Source organism: Thermoleptolyngbya sichuanensis A183, assembly GCF_013177315.1.
Taxonomy (GTDB): Bacteria; Cyanobacteriota; Cyanobacteriia; order Elainellales; family Elainellaceae; genus Thermoleptolyngbya; species Thermoleptolyngbya sichuanensis.
Genome location: NZ_CP053661.1, coordinates 4,398,915 through 4,416,891 on the forward strand (window position 1 = coordinate 4,398,915; position 17,977 = coordinate 4,416,891).

The following is a 17,977-nucleotide window of genomic DNA, read 5'->3' on the forward strand; positions in this document are numbered from 1 at the left end:
GCACAAACGCTAAAACAGGTAAAGGAATTTTAAATACACTGGACAGGGCGTAAAGGCTTGAGAACATCTCTAACGTCTGATTCGATTGCTCTCATTTTCGCCCTAATGCATAAACTTGGCTGTATTTCCATCGGCGATCGCCCGAAACAACATCCGCCAAAATGCGGAATGCCCCTGCGACGGTAAAATCACGAGGGGCATTTGGGGAGTTTGGGATTTAGAGTGAGGGGGCGGTTCGCTGAAAGTGGGGCTTAGAAATGGGGCTTAGAAATGGGGGCTTAGGGCAGCGACTCGGCAATGGCGCGGTGGCTGGCGGAAAGCTGGGCCAGCTTGGCGGATACGTCGGGGTTATACAGCCGTAGATAGTTCCAGTAGTTGGAGAAGACGGCTTCAACGTAGCCCTTGGTTTCGGGGTAGGGAATTTGCTCAACAAACAGATCGGGATCGCTGTAGCCAAAGCGCTCGATCCACTGGGCGATCGCCCCTGGGCCGGCGTTGTAGCTGGCTACGGCAAACAGCGAGTTGTCGCTGTAGGTTTCATGGGTGTAGTTGAGATACCAGGTGCCCAGTTTGATATTGTCGTCGGGGTTTTCCAGGTCATACTGCGGCTGGTTCAGCTTGCTGGCCACCCAGCTTGCGGTTCCTGGCATCAGCTGCATCAGCCCCTTGGCTCCGGCGGAGGACACGATCTTGCGCTCAAAGCGCGACTCTTGGCGGATCAGCGCCGTCACCAAGAGCGGATTTAGCCGCATGGTTTGTGACCACTGCTGAATCGGCTCGGCAAACTGAAGCGGAAAGAGCGATCGCCAATAGTCACCCTGCTGTCGGAGTGCTTGCACCTGTGCCTGTTCTGTAGGCTCGGTGCGGCGCACTAGGCTAGAGATCTGAAAAATGCCCTCCAGGTTGTCGCCCACGCCCAGCCGGATCAGCCCGTCGGTAAATTGCTCCTCCACCGTTGGCGACTGGCGATTGGTAAATTCCGTCTGCCACAGCGCCCACGCATCCTGATACTGGCCCAGTTGATAGAGTTCCTTCAGCGTGTCGGAGCCAGCCAGCGGCATCGGGTGCATGGCGGGCAGTGCGATAGGCGGCAGCTTTTGTCGCACGGTGGTAAAGTCGCCCACGTCCCAGCCCAGCATCGTCGCCGATCGCCAGGCGTAGTAAGACTCTGGATAGCGGCTGAGGACATATTCGTAGGCCTGGGAGGCTTCTTGGGCCTGTCCTAGCCGTTGCGCCCACTTGCCCACCCAGAAGGCGGCCTCGGCGGCGAGGGGGCTGTCGGGATTTTCCTGGGCCACCTGTCGCGCCAGAGTCCACGCGCCCTGGATATCACCTTGGGCGGCCTTCTCTTCGGCCAGCATCCAGCGCAGTTCGGCGGCGGCATCGGTCTTGCTGTGGCTTTCTAGGAGCATTTGGGCAACCTGGGCCGTCAGCGTTGCCTGGGCCGCGTCGGGCTTGACCAGTTTGTATTTCTCTAGCAGCGCGTCGCCTGCCCGGTCGGGATACTGGCTGATCACTTGGTCGAGATAGGTGAGCTTTGCTGCGCGATCGCGCCCCAACTGGGCCATGCGCAGCAGCGAGGTGGGGGCTTCGGGCGAGTCGGGAAACTCGGCAACGACTTTGTTGTAGGCGGTGACTGCGGTGTCGCGGCGGCCCGCAAGCTGTGCGCCCCGTCCTTCTCGGTAGGCGTTGAGCGGCGTGCGGGGGGCTTTGGCATAGGCCTTGCCCGCTTCGCCATAGCGCTGCTTTTCCCAGTTCAGAAAGGCGATCGCCTCCCAGTCTTCTGGCTCTAGCGTGTCGGCGTAGTCTTTGGTCAGACGGTCGAGATATGCGCCCACTTCTGGCAGATAGTGCCCATAGCGGGCAATTTGTAGCAGCAGTTCGGGCTGCTTGGGGTCTTGCTTGAGCAGCGTTTGGGCAATTTCGAGCGATCGCGGATGTGCCGGAAAGCGGGCGATCGCCGTTTGCCAATAGCTGGGGTCTGCTTTGCCCAGCTCATACAGCGCTTCCACCGAGGCGGGCTTCTTTGCAAAGCGATTTGCGAGTTCTTTCCAGGCTTCCGTTTCCTGTTCGGTTTCCCCTGTGGCAGCATGGGCCTGGGCCCGTCGCTTCAGCGCATAGGCCGCAAGCGTCGAGTAATCCTTATCCAGCTTTTCCAAAAAGGGAACCGCTGCGGCGGCCTGTCCCTGCTGAATCAGGTCGCTGGCCAGCAGAAATCGCGCCCGCTTTTGATCGTCGGATCGTTTGCCCTGGGCCAGCAGTTGCAGTTGGGCGGCTCGCTGCTGGGGGGGCTGCGTCGCTAGGGAAAACACGGCCGATTGCGGCGTTTCGGGAATCGCCAGCGTTTCTTCTCCAGTCGGGTTCTGGGCTGAATTGGAGGATGCCTGGGGCCAAAGTCGCGTCGCGGCGGCACCTAGCAGCAGCACAGTCAATCCCGTGCCGATGGATAGCCATAGGGCATTTGCAGTTCGCTTCCGTTTCATCTTGCGGAGAATCGCTCTAGGGGAGTGGGCAGGGAGTTGTCTCCGCACCGTCTTGTTTAGCGGAGTCTTGAGCGATGGTAACCGCTTTGGAGGGGAACTTGCCACTGGGCGGGGGGCAGGACGACGACCCGGCGATGGGTGAGACGGCTGAGGCGGTTTGGGAACGAGCGACTTTCCGGAGCGGGCGGGCGGACGTTTACCAGCAGAGCGAGAGGAGGCCGATCGCATAACAAAACCCTGGAGATGCTGAGAGCGCAATCTTTTCACGAAACTTATAGCTCAAAATCCCAGAATCCGGCCCGCTTTTCTCAAAATTCAGGATTTCTACTGATGACGCTCAAAGGACACTGTGCCCACCAATCTATTACCTCTTCCCTCTTCGTTCTTCGTTCTTCGTTCTTCCCTCTTCCCTCTTCCCTCTTCCCTCTTCGTTCTTTTCCCCCTTCCCCCTTCCCCCTCAATCTCCCCCTCCTCCCTGCCGAATCGGAATTTCAATCCGAAACATCGCCCCCTGGCCCGGTTCGGAAATGCACTCCAGAATGCCCCCATGTCGTTCCGTGACGATCTGGTAGCTGATGGACATGCCAAGTCCCGTGCCTTTGCCGACGGGCTTGGTGGTAAAGAGGGGGTCGAACAGGCGCTTCTGAACCGATTCGGGGATGCCAGGGCCGTTGTCGATCAAGTAGATAGCAACGCGATCGGGCACGATGTATTCCGTGCGGATGGTGATGCGGGGGGAATCGGAGCCATTCCTGCCGGGATTGCTTTGCGAATTGCCCCAGTCTCCTTTTTCCAGCGCCTCGTCAAGCGCGTCGATGGCGTTGCTGAGGATGTTCATAAACACCTGATTCAGCGAGCTAGCGTAGCACTCCACCTTGGGCAGCGAGTCATATTCCCGCACCACCTCGATGGCGGGCTGGCCCGGCTTTCCCTTAAGCCGATTCTGCAAAATCATCAGCGTGTTGTCGATGCCCTCATGCAAATCGACGGCTTTGAATTCCGCCTCATCCATGCGCGAGAAGTTGCGGAGCGACATGACGATTTTCTGAATGCGCTCTGCCCCAACCCGCATAGACTTTAGCAGCTTGGGCATATCTTCTAGCAAGAAGTCCAGGTCGGTGTTGCCCAGCAAGTCTTGAATGGCAGGCACAGGGTCAGGATAGTGCTGTTGATAGAGGCGTACCACTTGCAGCAGGTCTTCGGTGTATTCGTTTGCATAGTTGAGATTGCCGTAGATGAAGTTCACCGGGTTGTTGATTTCGTGAGCCACGCCTGCCACCAGTTGCCCCAGTGATGACATTTTTTCGCTTTGAATCAGTTGCGATTGGGTGCGCTGGAGTTCCCAAAGTGTGTTTTGCAATTCGTCAGTTTGTTGGCGCAGTTGGGCTTCCGACTGCTGGAGGGCTTCTTCGGCAAATTTGCGATCGCTGATGTCAAAGCGAATAGCCAGATACTTTTGCACGCGCCCATCCTGGTCGAGCGCGGGCACGATGGTGGTAGATACCCAGTAAAAATGACCTGCTTTGGCGCGATTTTTCACCTCGCCGCGCCACACCTTGCCGCTGCGAATCGTCGCCCACATGTCCCGGAAAAACTCCGGTGGATGATAGCCAGAGTTAACAATCCGGTGGGTTTTGCCAATTAGTTCTGCCTCGCTATAGCCTGAAAGCTCGCAAAACTTATCATTGACATAGGTGATTATGCCGTGGGGATCGGTCACTGCAAGAATGGCAGCCTGATCCATTGCGAACTGGCGGAACTGGAGTTCCTTCAGCGTTTTCAGCAGGGAATGCTCAGCCCGTTCGCGGATAGAGACAGCCTTTTGCAGTTCATCGACGGTTTCCTGGAGTTCGGCGGTGCGCTCCTCCACGCGAAACTCCAACTCTTCCTTGGCCTGGCGCAGGGCTTCTTCGGCGTGGCGGCGATCGCTCACCTCCATCGAGATGCCCGTCGTGCCGATAACCTGCCCTGCCTCGTCATACATCGGCGTTTTGGTTGTGCTAAACCAGCGTATGGTGCCGTCTGGCATGGGAAGCTGCTCTTCTAGCGAGAAGATCTGACCCGTGTTCATCACGGCCTGGTCTTCATCCTGGAACATTTGCGCCTTGTCGGTCGGCCAGAGATCAAAATCGGTTTTGCCAATCAGGGCTGCCGGAGCAGTCCCTACCGACTCGGCAAAAGATTGGTTTACCACCACATGTTGTCCCTGACAATCCTTTAGCCAGATGCGATGAGGAATGTTGTCCAGTACGGATTTGAACAGGTGTTTTTGGCGGCGCAGTTCTTCCTCGGCCTGCCTGCGATCGGTGACATCGCGAAATGTGCCGACGGCTTTGAGCGGGATACCGTTTTCGTCGTGGATGGTAACGCCAATATCGCGATACCAGCGGCATTCGCCCGTGCGGGTAAACATGCGGTATTCCACGTCGTAGGGGGTTTGCCCTGTGGGGTCTTGGATGTGGGCTAGTAGGGCGGCGGTGACCCACTCGACATCGTCGGGATGGATGCGATCGCGCCAAGCATCTACTCGGTTAGGAAACTCATCCACTGTCTGAAAGCCCAACAGTTCGCGAAACTTGGGCGACCACCAGACGGGATTATCGGGATGGTTCAAGTCGCCGTTGATCAGCCCAATTTCCCAAAGCCCCTCGTTGGTGGCCTGATTGGCCAGATCAAAGCGGGCGATCGCCACCTCTAGCTCTGCCTCCCGCCACTTCAGCGCAGTCATGTCTTGAATCGTGCAAACCAGATAGCAATTGCCCAGTGCGTCTTGAATTCGCGTTTTCTTGACCAGCACGATTCGGGTCACGCCGGAGGCATCGGTCATCGACTCTTCATGGACTTGGGCTTCTCCGCTTTGCAGCACCAGACGATCCGCCGCTTGGAACTCCGCTGCCTCATGGGGCAAGAATAGGTCTTGATCGGATTTGCCCAGAATCTGCTCTCGCGTCAGCCCCGTGAGCTGGCAAAAAGCGTCGTTGAAGTATAAGTAGCGATACTGATCGTCTTTGACAAAAATGGGGTCGGTGATGCCCTCCAGCACCGCGCTCAAAAATCCCTGGGCGCTGCCCGAGGCTGCCGCCACAGTGAGCGGGTCGATCGAGCCAGCCGTGCCAACGGGGCGATCGCCCGTGGAGGGTCGTTCAGACAACGAGGATTGAGATGATGGTTTAGCGAACGATGGATCAGACAGCAATTGGGAAGAAAGAGCCTCGTCTGGAGACATAGGTTTGATGATGGTTTAATAAGCTGACTCGGTGAACGCTACAGCGTTGTTGGGTGGGATGAAGTCGCACTGCCCTGAAAAGGCTGCTTTGATAAGTTAAAGATAGAGATGGCGCACCCGTTGGAGTAACTCACTAGTGTCAAGAACGCTACAGATAGACATGAAACCGACGTGTAGCCCACTGCTATGATTTTCACCGTTGATTGAATCCGAATATGGTCGTTTAATGCAGAGCGAATATTCATCTGATACAGAGCGAATGTTACGGAGCGACTACAGCGTTTTTGAAGCTAGTGAGGTATAGATGGGACAAAAGCCGTCGCATAGCTAGCATATGCCTCGCCTTGCAGGGGAGTGCTGTAGAGCAACTTCTCTCATAGAGTTCCCAATCGCTCTCGTAAACAAAACTACACAAACCATATCCGGTCGAGGGATGTGGAAATTTCGCAAAGTCATTCGCTGATGAACAAGCTGTGTGACCTGACCCTCCCGCTTTAATTGGTATTGCGGTGGATATGGTTGAGCAGCAGCAAGCCTCGGTGCTAGGTCGGTTTGGCGTGATTAGCTTGGCCGGGCAGTTGGGGCTGGTGTAGGCAACCTACACTGGCGTAGGCAACCTACAGCGTTTTTGAAACCAGTAGGACTTACGCAGTTGGACGATTTCTCGCGGGCTGCGCCCGCGAGAAATCGTCCAAAACCCAAAGAGCCTATCGCAAGTGCGTAAGTCCTGACCAGTTTGAAACTAGTGAGGTACGAGATGGGTCAAGAGCTATCGCCTTTCCTAGTGAGCAAATGTCTCACATCGCAAGAAAATGCCGTGGCTAGCGCTATGTGAAATTGAAATTTGGGCATTGCCTGGCTTACTGTGCAGGTTGACTGTGACAGTTTTGCAAAGTCGTTATTTAATAAGAAATAAGCCGCGCATGAGGATGATAAACGGTGCGATCGCCCTTGGACGAGGTAGTACAAAACCTCTCGCAAGATCCCAATCTGCTTCGCATCAAGAAGTTGCTGATTTACGCCAGCCAGCAAACTTGGGAGCGAGATCCAATCAAAATCCAGCAGGTAGACCTGTATCCGCTGGTGCAAGACCTGCGGGCCCAGTATCCCACGCGCCAAATTCTGGAAGCGCACCTGACGGCTCTCGTCAACACGCTCAGCAAAGTGACAGAGTATACCCTGGTAGCCAATGCTGCGCTGAGCTATCTAGAGCCGCTCTATCCGGCAAACGAGTCTTTGGCGATCGCCGCCAGTCCCCAAGACTATCAGCAGGTTGCTGCCCAGTTTCAGCAAAATACCAACAGTTCCCGCATCAAAAAGCTGCTCTTCGCCGCCTGCACCCAGACCTGGGAAAATGACCCCCAGGTGCTGAGCCAGCATTCCCTAGTTGAATTGGTGCAGCGGCTCCATCGGTTGACCGCCACGCCTCAAACCCTCGATGCCATCCTCTCCAGCATCGTCCGCACGCTCAATCGCCAAGCCGAATACACTCGCGTCGCCCAGACGATTATCCACGCCTTTACGCCGCTCTATGGGGACATACTAGAGGTTACCCAGGCCAATCTGGCAGTCCCTCCCTCCTCGCTTGCCGACGAAACGCGCATTCACAACTCGGTTGCGCCGCCCTCTATCCGCTCTACTGTTGAAGCATCTCCTGCTAGAGAGCCTACAGAAGCTCTTGCCACAGATTTCCCATTTCCGCAATCTAGAGCCTGCTCCGCTACATCGGCTTCTTGTGAATCGCTGCTTAAACTAGACGACCCGGCCTTGTGGGTTGATTTGCGGCTAACGCTAATGAAATTCAGCAACCCACTACGGGCAAAGCTGCTGCTATACACGGTGCTATACGAACCCCTGCCGCCGGGTCTGCCAGCCTGGACGCACTTGAAAGGCTACGATCTGGACACGCTGCTCAAGCAGGTATGGCAGCAGTATTCCTCGTTCAACGTGCTTAGTGCTGAGTTGGGAAAAGCCGCTGATTTATTGGCCGATCTGGAATCCACGGGCGATCGCCCTGCCGAGTCCCGTGCCAACCCCTACCAGCCCGTTGCCAGTGCCCTGCTGCGGGCGTTTCAGCCGTTTTATCCCAGTTCAGATTGCACCCAAACCGATTTACCAGCCGCCTTCCCGGAGAATGGAGCGGGCGATCGCCCCAACTCCTGCGCTCCCCCCGCTTCTACCCCAACTGGCGATGATCCCACTGGCATCGTCAGCCATCCCGAACCAAACTAAAAACGCCCCGTTCCGCAAATTAGCCCATCATGAAGGTCTAACTCCCAAATTTCAATCCCCATTCCTGTTCTCTCCATGACGCCGCAAGAACTGCTCCAGCGCTACGCTCAACGCGAAACCCACTTCAGCGGCGAAAACCTAGCCGGAGCCTATCTAAGCCATGCAGATCTGATTGGCATCGACCTCAGCCGCGCTGATTTGCGCCACGCCAATCTTGCCCTTGCCTATCTCAATCGGGCAAACCTCAGCAAGGCCACGCTCGATCACGCAACTCTCAGTGGCATCAACCTCAGTCAAGCCACGCTCACCGGGGCCAGCCTCAATGATGCTGACCTGCACGGCGCAATCCTGACCGGGGCCGACCTCCGCAGCGCAGCCCTGACCTTAGCAGATTTGCTCGATGCCAACCTTAGCGATGCAGATTTGCGGAATACCGACCTGAGTGGCGCAAATCTAACGGGCGCTTGCCTGCGTGGGGCTAACCTGCGCGAAGAAAACCGTCGCTACACCGCCAACCTCCGCGGCGCAACACTCCGCAAAGCCGACCTACGCGGCGCAAACCTGACGGGTGCAGACCTGGCACGGGTAGACCTGCGCGAAGCCGACCTCAGCGAAGCCACCCTCCGCAGCGCCACCCTCAGCAGGGCCGACCTCAGCGGCGCGAACCTGCGCGGAGCCTTCCTCACCGAAGCGGATCTGTCCCAGGCCTACCTGCGCTCTGCCAACCTGACCCATGCCAAGCTAGAACGTGCCATCCTCACCGAAGCCGACCTCCAGAATGCGGTCTTGCGAAGCGCCATCCTGCCCGATGCCCAAATGACCCGCGCCGAGCTACAGGATACAATTCTCGCCTTTGCCCAACTCAGCCGTGCTGACCTCAGCCGCGCCAACCTCCAGGGGGCAGACTTGCAGTATGCCCAACTCACCGATGCCTACCTGGCCAGAGCCAGCCTAGTCAATGCCAATCTCAGCAATGCAAACCTGGTGCGGGCAGAACTCAGCAGCACCGATCTGGCGGGTGCAATTCTCAAAGGCGCAACCCTGCCGGATGGATCAGACGGTTCGTAATCCAGGCTTTCCCAGACGTGACTCCTGGAGCATTACACGTTCAGGAATCCGTACAAGACTGCAAGAGTGGCAACCCAAAATCCCCAATCCCCAATCCAAAATCCACTCTAGAACCTTCGTCCCAAAAGCCGCTGTCGCACGCCGTCCGCAATTTTCTGCCCCAGATACTCTGGAATCAGGTTCTCATTGGGCCCCAGCAGATACAGGATGAGCCGCGTCCGTCCGCGCCACACCAGTAGGTTTGCGTTAACCACCAGCAGGTCTTCCTGCCAAATCGCGTACATCACCTTATAGAACAGCCCCGGCTGGTTGTCTGCTTCAATCAGCAGCGCAGGCAGGTGAAACACTGGGTCCACATAAAACTCGGTTTCCACCTGTTCCAGACCAGCATCCAGGTTAAACTCGACCGCCAGCATCTCTTCTACTTCAAAGCGGCCGCCCAGCGCCTCTCGAATGGCACGACAGACATTCTCTGCCGTCTTTTCGCTCAGCGCCTTGCCGCTCCGCGCCACCACCAGCTTGATAAACACCAGCATCGGCGGATAGATCTGACCGTAGAGACTCAGACCGTGAATCGTCAGCCCGTAGGCTGCCAGCACACCGAAAATGTCACTGAGCAAAAACGACTGGTTGCGGTAGGCAAAGTGCAAGGCGCTCTTATTGCCCTCTGGCTTGATTTCAATAACCGCCTGGCGACTTTTGTAGAGCTGATAGGCCAGGCGCAGGTTTTGAAGCTGAATCTCGCTGCTGACAAATTGCTCATAAAACTGTGGAAACGCCCGGTTAAAGCGTTTCAAAAGTTCCAGCGTCGTTGGTTTTAAGCCCGGAGCCATATTTGGGGAAAGCCCTTGTGTGCCCACATGATGGATTTTGAGTCGATTCCTGAGGCTCGGCAGAACTGCTGACGGGGCATTCAGCTGTCTGAGGGTCAGGATGATCGCAATTTCGCCAGTAGGCGACGCAGTAATGCGCTTCTATCTTAGAAAACCCTAACTGTAGGTCAATCTCTCACAAATTGCACCCCTACATTCGGTGAATTTGCGACCGGGGACATCGAAATTTGTGGTCGAAACGTGGGGTCGAAACGTGGGGTCGAAACGTGGGGTCGAAATTTGTGGTCGAAACGTGGGGTTGAAATTTGTGGTTGAAATGCAGCAGCCTTTTTGGGAACAAGAGAGGAACGCTATACTATGCTAATACTGCTGTCCCAATCTTTGTCTAGGCTACGCACTCGCATGGGCTTCTGGAAAAGCTTATTCACTGCTTCTGATGCTGCCGCTGCGTCCAGACCGGCCCAACCTGAGGGACAGGTGGCACCTGTAATGACGACCACCAGCGGGTCTCGGATTTTTTTTAGCACCGATCGTGAGATTGACCTCTACGAGTTAGAGGAGTTGTGCGATGCGGTGGGCTGGTCGCGGCGACCGCTCCGCAAGGTCAAAAAGGCGATTCAGCACAGCTTTTTGGTGGTGTCGATGTGGGAGCAGCGAGGCGCTCAGCGAAGGCTGATTGGCTTTTCTCGCGCTACGTCCGACCATGCCTTTAATGCCACGATCTGGGATGTGGTGGTGCATCCTGATTTTCAGGGTAAGGGGCTGGGTAAGGCGCTGATGAAGCAGGTGATCAAGAAGCTCCGCAGCGAAGACATTAGCAATATCACCCTGTTCGCTGATCCGCATGTCGTGGAGTTTTATCGGCATCTGGGCTTTATGTCTGATCCGGAGGGGATTAAGGGAATGTTCTGGTATCCCGATTAAGTCTCGATAAGTCTTGAGAGGAGATACGGGAAGATTAGCGCTGTTGGCGCTGTAGGAAGGGCTTTGAATGGCTTTAAGAAGCGGGCGCAACTCTAGCGGCGGGTTGGGCCAAGCTGACGCGCCTGCTCTACCCAGAGCGATACGTCGCCCAGTGGCGGGCAGAGATCTTGGCGCTGCATTGTGGCAATTTGCAATCGCATGAGCTGGCGGTGAAGCTTGGGGAGCGGGGTGTCTGCTAGCTGCTGAACGGAAATGATTCCCGTGTGGAGCAGCAGCCCGCAGTAGGTACAGCCAACAGCGGGAATGCGGGCCAGGTCGCATAGGGCGGCCCATTTGTTGACGTATTTGGGATGAAGCTGGAGGTGCGCTGCCAAGTTGTGCCGCTGGGCGGGGGTTTGGGTGCGCTGCCAGAACTCTAGGGTGGTTTTGAAGCCTGCCCGATGGAGCAAGTCCAGGTTTTCGGCGCTGAGGCCGGGGAGTTGGGCGATCGCCCAGTTGCAGGAGCGAATGGGCTGGGGCAGGGTTTCGCGAGATTTGGGCGGCATTTTAAGCGTTCTGGGGCGGTGGGATGGCTTGAGGCTGGGGCAGGCGACGAGCGGCAACACGATGGCTGGCAACACGATGGTTAGGCTGCTCCAGTTAGGCTGCTCCAAATCCATCATGGCATGGACGCAAGGCATAGACAGCCAGGGGAATTCCTTCGGCAGTCTGGATTGTTGCAAAATTCCTAAGAATTGTTAGGAATTGGCTACAAATGGCGGTTTTCTGGAGCATCTGGGGGCACTCTAGGCGGGTTAAACTGTATCTAATAATACTTTTTGTCGCCATAAGGCTTGCTTTTCTCGCGTGTCTCTTGTCTGGCGGCTGACTGGATTAGCTAACTGCTGGACTGGTTCACGGTTGGCGCTTGTACCGTTTGCTTTTGACTGATTTGCTCTTGGCTTAAACAATCACACTCTATGAAACCGACCCATCGAAGCAGCATTCCTCCCAATGAGATTGGCGGGGCGATCGCCCCTCAGTCTTCCCCACCTCCGTCGTCTGCCGCAGGGATTGCTGCTGAGTCGGAGGAGCTATCGGACAGCCTGTACATTCCGCAGCCGCAGAAGCCTGAATCAGCCCGCCGCGTCCGCAGTCTGAAACGCCAGCAGCAGGCCCGGGCGATCGCCGAAGGTCGCTTGACGCAAATTGGCGAAGAACTGCTGGGACTGGCGGATGATCTGCGATCGCTCAATCCAGACCTGTCGGACTCGCTCGACGATGCCTGGAGCAACGTGGAACAGGCGCTGGAGATGCTGCTGGACGAGGCGGCGTGGTAGGAGAGGGGAACGCGGCGGCAGGCTGGCATGAGTGGGAGGCTGGAAGGATTAGGAGCGCTGGCTTCCGCGCCCCATCACGCTCGCCTGCCCTTGCGGCTGCAATACCCAACCAGTGCGGCAAATAGCCCCATGCCAGCGACATACTTGAGCAGGTCGGGCACAGCGGGGTTGGGAGAAAAGAAGCCTTCGATAATGCCCGCGATGACCAGCAGCGGAACCACGCCGTACATCAACTGGGCGGCCTGGGTGCCGTAGCGCTTGAGCGCATCGACGCGGCGCAGCGGCCCCGGAAAGAGGAGGGCACGAGCCAGCAGCAGCCCTGCGCCCCCTGCCAGAAAAATGGCGGGCAGTTCTAGCGCTCCGTGGGGAAAGACAAAGGCCCAAAAGGGGAAGGCGAGATTGTTTTGCCCCACCAGCGCGGCGATCGCCCCGATATTGATCCCATTCAGCAGCAGAATGTAGACCGTCGCCAATCCTGCCGTGATGCCGCCCGCCGCCGCTGCAAAGGAGACCTTCAGATTGTTCACCATGATGTTGCTGGCGGCGTAAGGTTCCACGCCGACGATCGACCCCATCCAAAGCTCCTGGCGATCGCGCACCTGGCGAATAATGGAGCTGGGCACCATCAGTTCGATAAAGCTCGGATCGCGCCAGGAATACCACCAGGCGACCAGGCCCGCCAGCACAAACAAGGCCGTTGCCAGCGCGATGTACCCCACGCACTGCTGCACCACCGCCGGAAACCCCGATTGGTAAAACTGGCGCACCGCCTCCCACTCCTGCCGCCGCAGCCCTTGATAAACCTGGGCATAGCCGCGTGTGGTCAGCGATTGTAGCTCTTGGGTCAGGCGCGGGCTGATCTGCTGGGCGCGGGCCAGATCGCCCGACACGGCTCGATAAAGGCTGGCAAGCTGATGAATTTCCGCCGCCGTCAGCGACTTTAGCCCGCGCCGTTCCGCCTGTTGCAGCAGACGGTCGAGGTCGTTCCAGCTTGATTCTCGGCGGGCAGTCCAGCGGCAAATGTCCATGTTGGGGTCAGCGAGGGGAGGGAGCCGGAGCGGGCAAAACGTCTGTTGGAGGACGCAGATCAGATTTCAGGAGATTGCAAAAGGGTGAAACTCTGCCGATGCGTAGACTACGATAGCATCAGTCCTTTGCGCTCTGGTGGGCTGCTTGCCAGCCTCGTTCGATTTTTATGACCCTCAGCCCTAGCTCCGGCCCAAACTCTCCTGACCTGACTCAGCCACTCACTGTCGGCAATGCGGTAAACGTTGGCTTTCGGCTGTATGGAGCCAAGCTCAAGCCCTATTTGTGGCTGGCCACCCGATCTACGCTATGGGTTTTGCTGCCCATTATGTTGGCGATCGCCCTGGGTCTGTTTTATGCCACGACGCAGCGCTACTTCACCACGCTAGGGCTGGTGATTCCGGCGTGGGTGGTGCTGATGGTGTTTTGCTCAGCCCGATCCTACTCGCTATCGGCGGCGATCGCCCGTCTGGGCTTTGGCGATCTGACCCAACAGCCAGAGAGCATCGAAGCGGCCTGTCGCTATACCCGCGCCCGCCAGTGGCAGTTTTTGTGGGTCTATGTGCTGCTGTTTTTGCTGGGAGCCTCAGTATCGCTACTGTTTTACATCGTGGCAGCCGTAGTGGTCGTCGTTATGCTTGTGTTTGTCGGCGGCACAGACTTTTTGCTAAATCCCCAGTCGGCAGCGCTAGTGAACCCAGGCCTGATCCTCCTAGCGTTTCTGGTCTTTTTGGGAATCGTCGGACTGCTGATTTGGATGCTGACCTGGTTTAGCATCCGATTCTCGGTGCCCGATCTGCCGCTGGCAGTGGAGCCAGGACTGAAGGCAACCCAGTCGCTAGGGCGCAGTTGGGAATTGACCCATAAAAACGTCGGGCGAATTTTCCTGATTTTGCTGGTGACATGGATCGCCACAATCCCGCTGCAATTTGTGATTCAGATTCTGCTAGGCATTGCCCAAGAGGCGATCGTCCGCATCTATCCCGAAAATTCTCCCCTCTATGGCCTGCTCACGTTTGGCAGCAGCTTCCTGATTAGCCTACTGCTGGGCATTTTTACCCTACCGCTCTGGCAGTCGATCAAAGCCACCATTTACTACGATTTGCGCCGTCGCCGAGAGGGTCTGGGGCTGCAACTGAGCAATCCTGAACTCGACGATGGGGACTTTGGCTCTGCCGATATTCGGGATTCTGCTCCCCCTCGATGAGGCTCTATGCGCTTTTTTAACCGGATCAATCTGCATACGCCCGAAAGCGTGGAGCTAGAGTTTTCTCTGGCGGGCATCGGCAATCGGGCGCTGGCGCTGCTGATTGATTATCACGTTGTGGCGCTGTCGCTGTTGGGTTTCTCAATCCTCTGGATTTTTTTGTCAACTCAGTTGATGAGCTATTTGCTCCAGCGGGAGGGCGACTTTAGCGCGGTGCCGCCTTGGCTGCTGGCGGTGTTTATCCTGGGTACGTTTGCCATCTATGCGGGCTATTTCATCGGCTTTGAGGTCTATCGCCAGGGACAAACGCCGGGCAAGCGCTTCGCCAAAATTCGCGTCATCCGCGACGACGGCCGCCCCATTGGATTGACGCAAGCGGCGCTGCGATCGCTCTTGCGCCCCATCGACGACTTTTTCTTCATCGGGGCGCTGTTCATCCTGTTTGGCAAACGAGAAAAGCGTATCGGAGATTGGGTCGCTGGAACCATCGTGGTGCAGGAAACGGGTCGTCGCGCTAAGCCCAGCCTGGCCCTTTCCGACCGCACTCAGCAGCTTGTTGCCCATTTACCCACGCTGGCCAACCTGCGGAACCTACACCCCGACGACCTCGCAGTCATTCGTGAATACCTCGACCGCCGCAAGGACCTGACCCGCAAAGCCCGCCATGACCTCAGCCTGACGCTTGCCTGCCAAGTGCGATCGCGCATTCAGCTAGAAGCCATCCCCGACGGGTTGACCTCGGATGAGTTTCTGGAAGCGGTGTACTTGGCGGTCGTTCAGGCATAGACCCTACGCCTCGATCACCACGCGCAAATTCCCGCGTTTTTTCACGACGCAGCATCCCGTTGCATTGCCGACGCGCTCAAACTCCAGGTCGAGTAGGGTGCTGCCCACGCGCAGGTTTTGCAGCGACAGGTGGCGGATCGAGTCGGGCAGCACCGGGTCGAGAATTCGCAGGTGGTTGGCGGGGGCATTGGGCACGGGGTTGATCATCAGTTGCATCAGATGAAACACCGTGCCCGTGGCCCAGGCCTGAGGTGAACAGGCGACGGGATATTGCACCGGGGCTGTGCCGGGGGTGCGCTCGTAGCCACAGAACAGTTCCGGCGGGCGACAGTAGGGCTGTTGCAGCGTCATGTCTAGCAGTCCTTGGGCAATTTCTAGTGCGGCATCGGTAAATCCGAGCGATCGCAGTCCCAGGGCAATCAGTCCGTTGTCGTGGGGCCAGACCGAGCCAACATGATAGCCCATTGGGTTGTAGGCGGGCGACAGGCTGCTCAGGGTGCGGATGCCCCAGCCGTTAAACAGGTCGGGCGCTTGCAGCCGTTCCGCCACGCTACGGGCTTTTTCTAGGTCAAAGATCCCCAGCCCCAGGCAGTGACCAGGATTAGACGTAATGCTGTCCACGGGCTTGCCATCCCCATCCAGCGCCAGCGCACAAAAATCCAGGTCGTCTACCCAAAAGTCACGGTTGAACCGGGTTTTGAGATCCTGCGCTTCGGCCTGCCAGCGATCCGCCAGGTCAAACCGTTTGTAGAGCCGAGCAATGTCGCTGAGGCGGAGCTTTGCGGCATAAACATAGGCCTGCACTTCGCACAGGGCGATCGCCCCCTGCGCCATTTGACCATGCCGATCGACGATGCAGGTGTCGGAATCTTTCCAGCCTTGGTTGGGTAGGCCTTTGCGCGATCGCCGATTGTAGCTGAGATAGCCCGTTTCGCGACAGGACTGGTCAATCCACTCCATTGCGGCCAGGGCATTAGGCCAGAGACGATCCAGCGTGTCGCGGTCGTGCGTCCAGGCATAATAGTCGGCATAGAGCAGCAGCCATAGCGGGGTTGCGTCTACTGTGCCGTAGTAGGGTGTGTGGGGAATCTCCTGGCAACGGGCCAGTTCCCCAAAGCGCAGCTCGTGGAGAATTTTGCCGGGGGCTTCGTCGCGCCAGCCATCGTCGGCTTTGCCCTGATAATGCGCCAAGACGGTCAGGGTTTCGCGGGCGATCGCCGGGTCAAGGATCAGCGTTTGCATCGCCGCAATGATGGAATCACGCCCAAACAGCGTAGAAAACCAGGGCACACCCGCCGACAGCGCCTTGCCCTGCTCGAAGGTCTGCCGCAGCAGGTAGATGTCTTGCTCCGCCCGTTCTAAAATCTGGTTGATGTCTTTGTTGTCGGTGCGGATGCGCGTTGTGGCGGCGTGCCATTCGGTTTCCTCCAGTTGCTCGGCGGCCTTTGCCTGCATCAGCGTCGTCGGCGGGCTGACCGTAGACACCAAGCGCCCATTCATCCGCATTTCTAGCCGATAGCCCACTTTCACGGTCTGGTGAGAGGCTAGGTCTACATACCAGAGGGCGGTGTAGCCCTTAAGGAAACTGGGGCGCTGGTGCAAAAACTGGATGTGCGATTCCGTCAACACGCCGTCGCGCCCCTGATAGGCTAGCGTTAGTTCCGTCGGGTCAGGGACGGAGCTATGGGTAAAGCGGGGCTGGCCGTTGCTGTCGGCATCGCCAAACCCGGTCGGCGGCATCACCCGGCGCAGCAGTTGCCCGCGATCGCCCCGCTGAAAGCCGCGAATTTCAAACAAATCCAGAAAATCGGCATCAAAGCTGAGGCTCATTTCAAAGCGCACAGGCTTCGTGCTGTAGTTAGTCAGCGTCAATTCTTCAAACAGACCGCCATTCAGCACGATTTCACGCTCAATGCCGAGAGTGTCGGCGGGCAGGTTGTCGTCGATCAGCGGGTTGGTACAGAGGGCAGAAAAGGCGAATCCCTTGGTGGCATTGCTGCTCAGCAATACGGGCGATCGCCCCTCGATTTGCAGTTCCAGACGGCTGAGAAACCGTGTATCTCGGCAAAATAGGCCCAGGCTGGCGACGGTGCTATCGTCCAGCCGTCCCGAAATGTTGCCCAGCGTATCGATAATCAGAAACAGGTCATCGTCTTTGAGTGTGAGTGTCGGCTGGGGGCGATCGCTCGTCACACAGGCCCACTCCGCCACAGGTGCTTGATTCGCGGGCACAAAGGTACGTCCATCAAGTTCAATCAGGTCGGGCATAGTCTCTGGAGAAATCAGGGTTTAAGAGCGATGGATCAAGGTTAGGAAACAGGTCTGAAAGACAAAACCTTCGGGGTTAGATTTCCCTAAATCCCCCTGAATTCGGAGGAAGTAAGGTCATCTCAGGCATAGTCGTCACAGGGGGCATCCCAGTTATGCAAACTCGCCCTCATCCCCCAACCCCTTCTCCCGTTTTGGGAGAAGGAGGTCTGGCTTAGTGGTGCAGAAAACTTTTTTGAGTCTCACGATGAACAGTCTGAACGATCAAAATGGTGGCTGAAACCCACTGCCCTTGTTCGATTTTTCGAGAAATCCCAAGACCGCCATTTTTCGAGAATCCTTGATTTATGAGGATTTATAAGGGCTCCAGGAGTTTTCTGCACCACTAAGGGAGGTCTGGATTCAAAGTCCCTCTCTCAGAGCGGGAGAGGGATTTAGGGTGAGGGTGACACAAGTGGGATGCACTTGTCGTCACACGCTTTCCAGTAGTCGCTTTTAGTCGTAGCCAGTAGCGATTCAATGCACTTGCAAATACTCTGAGAAAATCCATCTCAAATCCGATTTAAATCGCTTTTAACCCAGATTGGAACTAGGCAAAAGCATTG

General features: G+C 56.9%; 12 protein-coding genes. 6 read left to right on the forward strand and 6 right to left on the reverse strand.

What is annotated here, in order from left to right; all coding sequences use genetic code 11:
* Positions 1 to 278 precede the first annotated feature (278 nt).
* Both HPC62_RS18290 and HPC62_RS18295 read right to left on the reverse strand, forming a co-directional pair.
* A complete protein-coding gene (locus tag HPC62_RS18290; RefSeq protein WP_205369449.1) occupies positions 279 to 2,711 on the reverse strand; it encodes a lytic transglycosylase domain-containing protein in 2,433 nt (810 codons plus the stop codon).
* A 229-nt stretch (positions 2,712 to 2,940) separates the two neighbouring features.
* On the reverse strand, positions 2,941 to 5,634 hold the full coding sequence (locus tag HPC62_RS18295; protein ID WP_172357963.1) for a PAS domain-containing sensor histidine kinase: 2,694 nt from the start codon (positions 5,632 to 5,634) through the stop codon (positions 2,941 to 2,943).
* A 1,026-nt stretch (positions 5,635 to 6,660) separates the two neighbouring features.
* Between HPC62_RS18295 and HPC62_RS18300 the strand changes: the two genes are divergently transcribed.
* Both HPC62_RS18300 and HPC62_RS18305 read left to right on the forward strand, forming a co-directional pair.
* A complete protein-coding gene (locus tag HPC62_RS18300; protein WP_172357965.1) occupies positions 6,661 to 7,941 on the forward strand; it encodes a hypothetical protein in 1,281 nt (426 codons plus the stop codon).
* A 75-nt stretch (positions 7,942 to 8,016) separates the two neighbouring features.
* Positions 8,017 to 9,009 carry a pentapeptide repeat-containing protein gene (locus HPC62_RS18305; RefSeq protein WP_172357967.1) on the forward strand — a complete coding sequence of 331 codons (993 nt, stop codon included), beginning with the start codon at positions 8,017 to 8,019 and terminating at the stop codon, positions 9,007 to 9,009.
* A 107-nt stretch (positions 9,010 to 9,116) separates the two neighbouring features.
* Here the strand turns inward: HPC62_RS18305 and HPC62_RS18310 are convergent, their stop codons facing one another.
* Positions 9,117 to 9,842 (reverse strand): ACT domain-containing protein, encoded by a 726-nt coding sequence (locus HPC62_RS18310; RefSeq protein WP_068513509.1) that lies wholly within the window; start codon positions 9,840 to 9,842, stop codon positions 9,117 to 9,119.
* Positions 9,843 to 10,331: 489 nt separating this feature from the next.
* Between HPC62_RS18310 and HPC62_RS18315 the strand changes: the two genes are divergently transcribed.
* Complete coding sequence (locus HPC62_RS18315; protein ID WP_316786785.1) at positions 10,332 to 10,766, forward strand: GNAT family N-acetyltransferase; 435 nt, start codon at positions 10,332 to 10,334, stop codon at positions 10,764 to 10,766.
* 92 nt (positions 10,767 to 10,858) lie between these two features.
* On the opposite strand, the gene HPC62_RS18320 is transcribed toward HPC62_RS18315, so the two are convergent.
* On the reverse strand, positions 10,859 to 11,446 hold the full coding sequence (locus HPC62_RS18320; RefSeq protein WP_228721652.1) for a DUF4332 domain-containing protein: 588 nt from the start codon (positions 11,444 to 11,446) through the stop codon (positions 10,859 to 10,861).
* 279 nt (positions 11,447 to 11,725) lie between these two features.
* Between HPC62_RS18320 and HPC62_RS18325 the strand changes: the two genes are divergently transcribed.
* The gene (locus tag HPC62_RS18325) at positions 11,726 to 12,085 is read left to right on the forward strand and encodes a hypothetical protein (protein WP_172357968.1); all 360 of its coding nucleotides are present in this window, start codon (positions 11,726 to 11,728) and stop codon (positions 12,083 to 12,085) included.
* A 74-nt stretch (positions 12,086 to 12,159) separates the two neighbouring features.
* Here HPC62_RS18325 and HPC62_RS18330 read toward each other — a convergent pair whose 3' ends face one another.
* On the reverse strand, positions 12,160 to 13,113 hold the full coding sequence (locus HPC62_RS18330) for a stage II sporulation protein M (protein ID WP_172357969.1): 954 nt from the start codon (positions 13,111 to 13,113) through the stop codon (positions 12,160 to 12,162).
* 167 nt (positions 13,114 to 13,280) lie between these two features.
* Here HPC62_RS18330 and HPC62_RS18335 point away from each other — a divergent pair, with 167 nt between their 5' ends.
* A complete protein-coding gene (locus HPC62_RS18335) occupies positions 13,281 to 14,318 on the forward strand; it encodes a DUF975 domain-containing protein (protein WP_172357970.1) in 1,038 nt (345 codons plus the stop codon).
* Between the two features lie 6 nt (positions 14,319 to 14,324).
* Entirely contained in the window at positions 14,325 to 15,104 is a 780-nt protein-coding gene (locus tag HPC62_RS18340) for an RDD family protein (protein WP_172357971.1), read from the forward strand.
* 3 nt (positions 15,105 to 15,107) lie between these two features.
* On the opposite strand, the gene HPC62_RS18345 is transcribed toward HPC62_RS18340, so the two are convergent.
* Positions 15,108 to 17,372 carry an amylo-alpha-1,6-glucosidase gene (locus HPC62_RS18345; protein ID WP_172357972.1) on the reverse strand — a complete coding sequence of 755 codons (2,265 nt, stop codon included), beginning with the start codon at positions 17,370 to 17,372 and terminating at the stop codon, positions 15,108 to 15,110.
* Between the last annotated feature and the right edge of the window lie 605 nt (positions 17,373 to 17,977).

Bases quoted from the DNA above. Each gene is read 5' to 3' on its own strand.
- HPC62_RS18305 (WP_172357967.1), top strand. From the start codon at position 8,017: ATGACGCCGCAAGAACTGCTCCAGCGCTACGCTCAACGCGAAACCCAC.
- HPC62_RS18330 (WP_172357969.1), bottom strand. From the start codon at position 13,113: ATGGACATTTGCCGCTGGACTGCCCGCCGAGAATCAAGCTGGAACGAC.
- HPC62_RS18320 (WP_228721652.1), bottom strand. From the start codon at position 11,446: ATGCCTTGCGTCCATGCCATGATGGATTTGGAGCAGCCTAACTGGAGC.
- HPC62_RS18340 (WP_172357971.1), top strand. From the start codon at position 14,325: ATGCGCTTTTTTAACCGGATCAATCTGCATACGCCCGAAAGCGTGGAG.
- HPC62_RS18310 (WP_068513509.1), bottom strand. From the start codon at position 9,842: ATGGCTCCGGGCTTAAAACCAACGACGCTGGAACTTTTGAAACGCTTT.
- HPC62_RS18345 (WP_172357972.1), bottom strand. From the start codon at position 17,372: ATGCCCGACCTGATTGAACTTGATGGACGTACCTTTGTGCCCGCGAAT.
- HPC62_RS18290 (WP_205369449.1), bottom strand. From the start codon at position 2,711: ATGCGATCGGCCTCCTCTCGCTCTGCTGGTAAACGTCCGCCCGCCCGC.
- HPC62_RS18335 (WP_172357970.1), top strand. From the start codon at position 13,281: ATGACCCTCAGCCCTAGCTCCGGCCCAAACTCTCCTGACCTGACTCAG.
- HPC62_RS18315 (WP_316786785.1), top strand. From the start codon at position 10,332: ATGACGACCACCAGCGGGTCTCGGATTTTTTTTAGCACCGATCGTGAG.
- HPC62_RS18325 (WP_172357968.1), top strand. From the start codon at position 11,726: ATGAAACCGACCCATCGAAGCAGCATTCCTCCCAATGAGATTGGCGGG.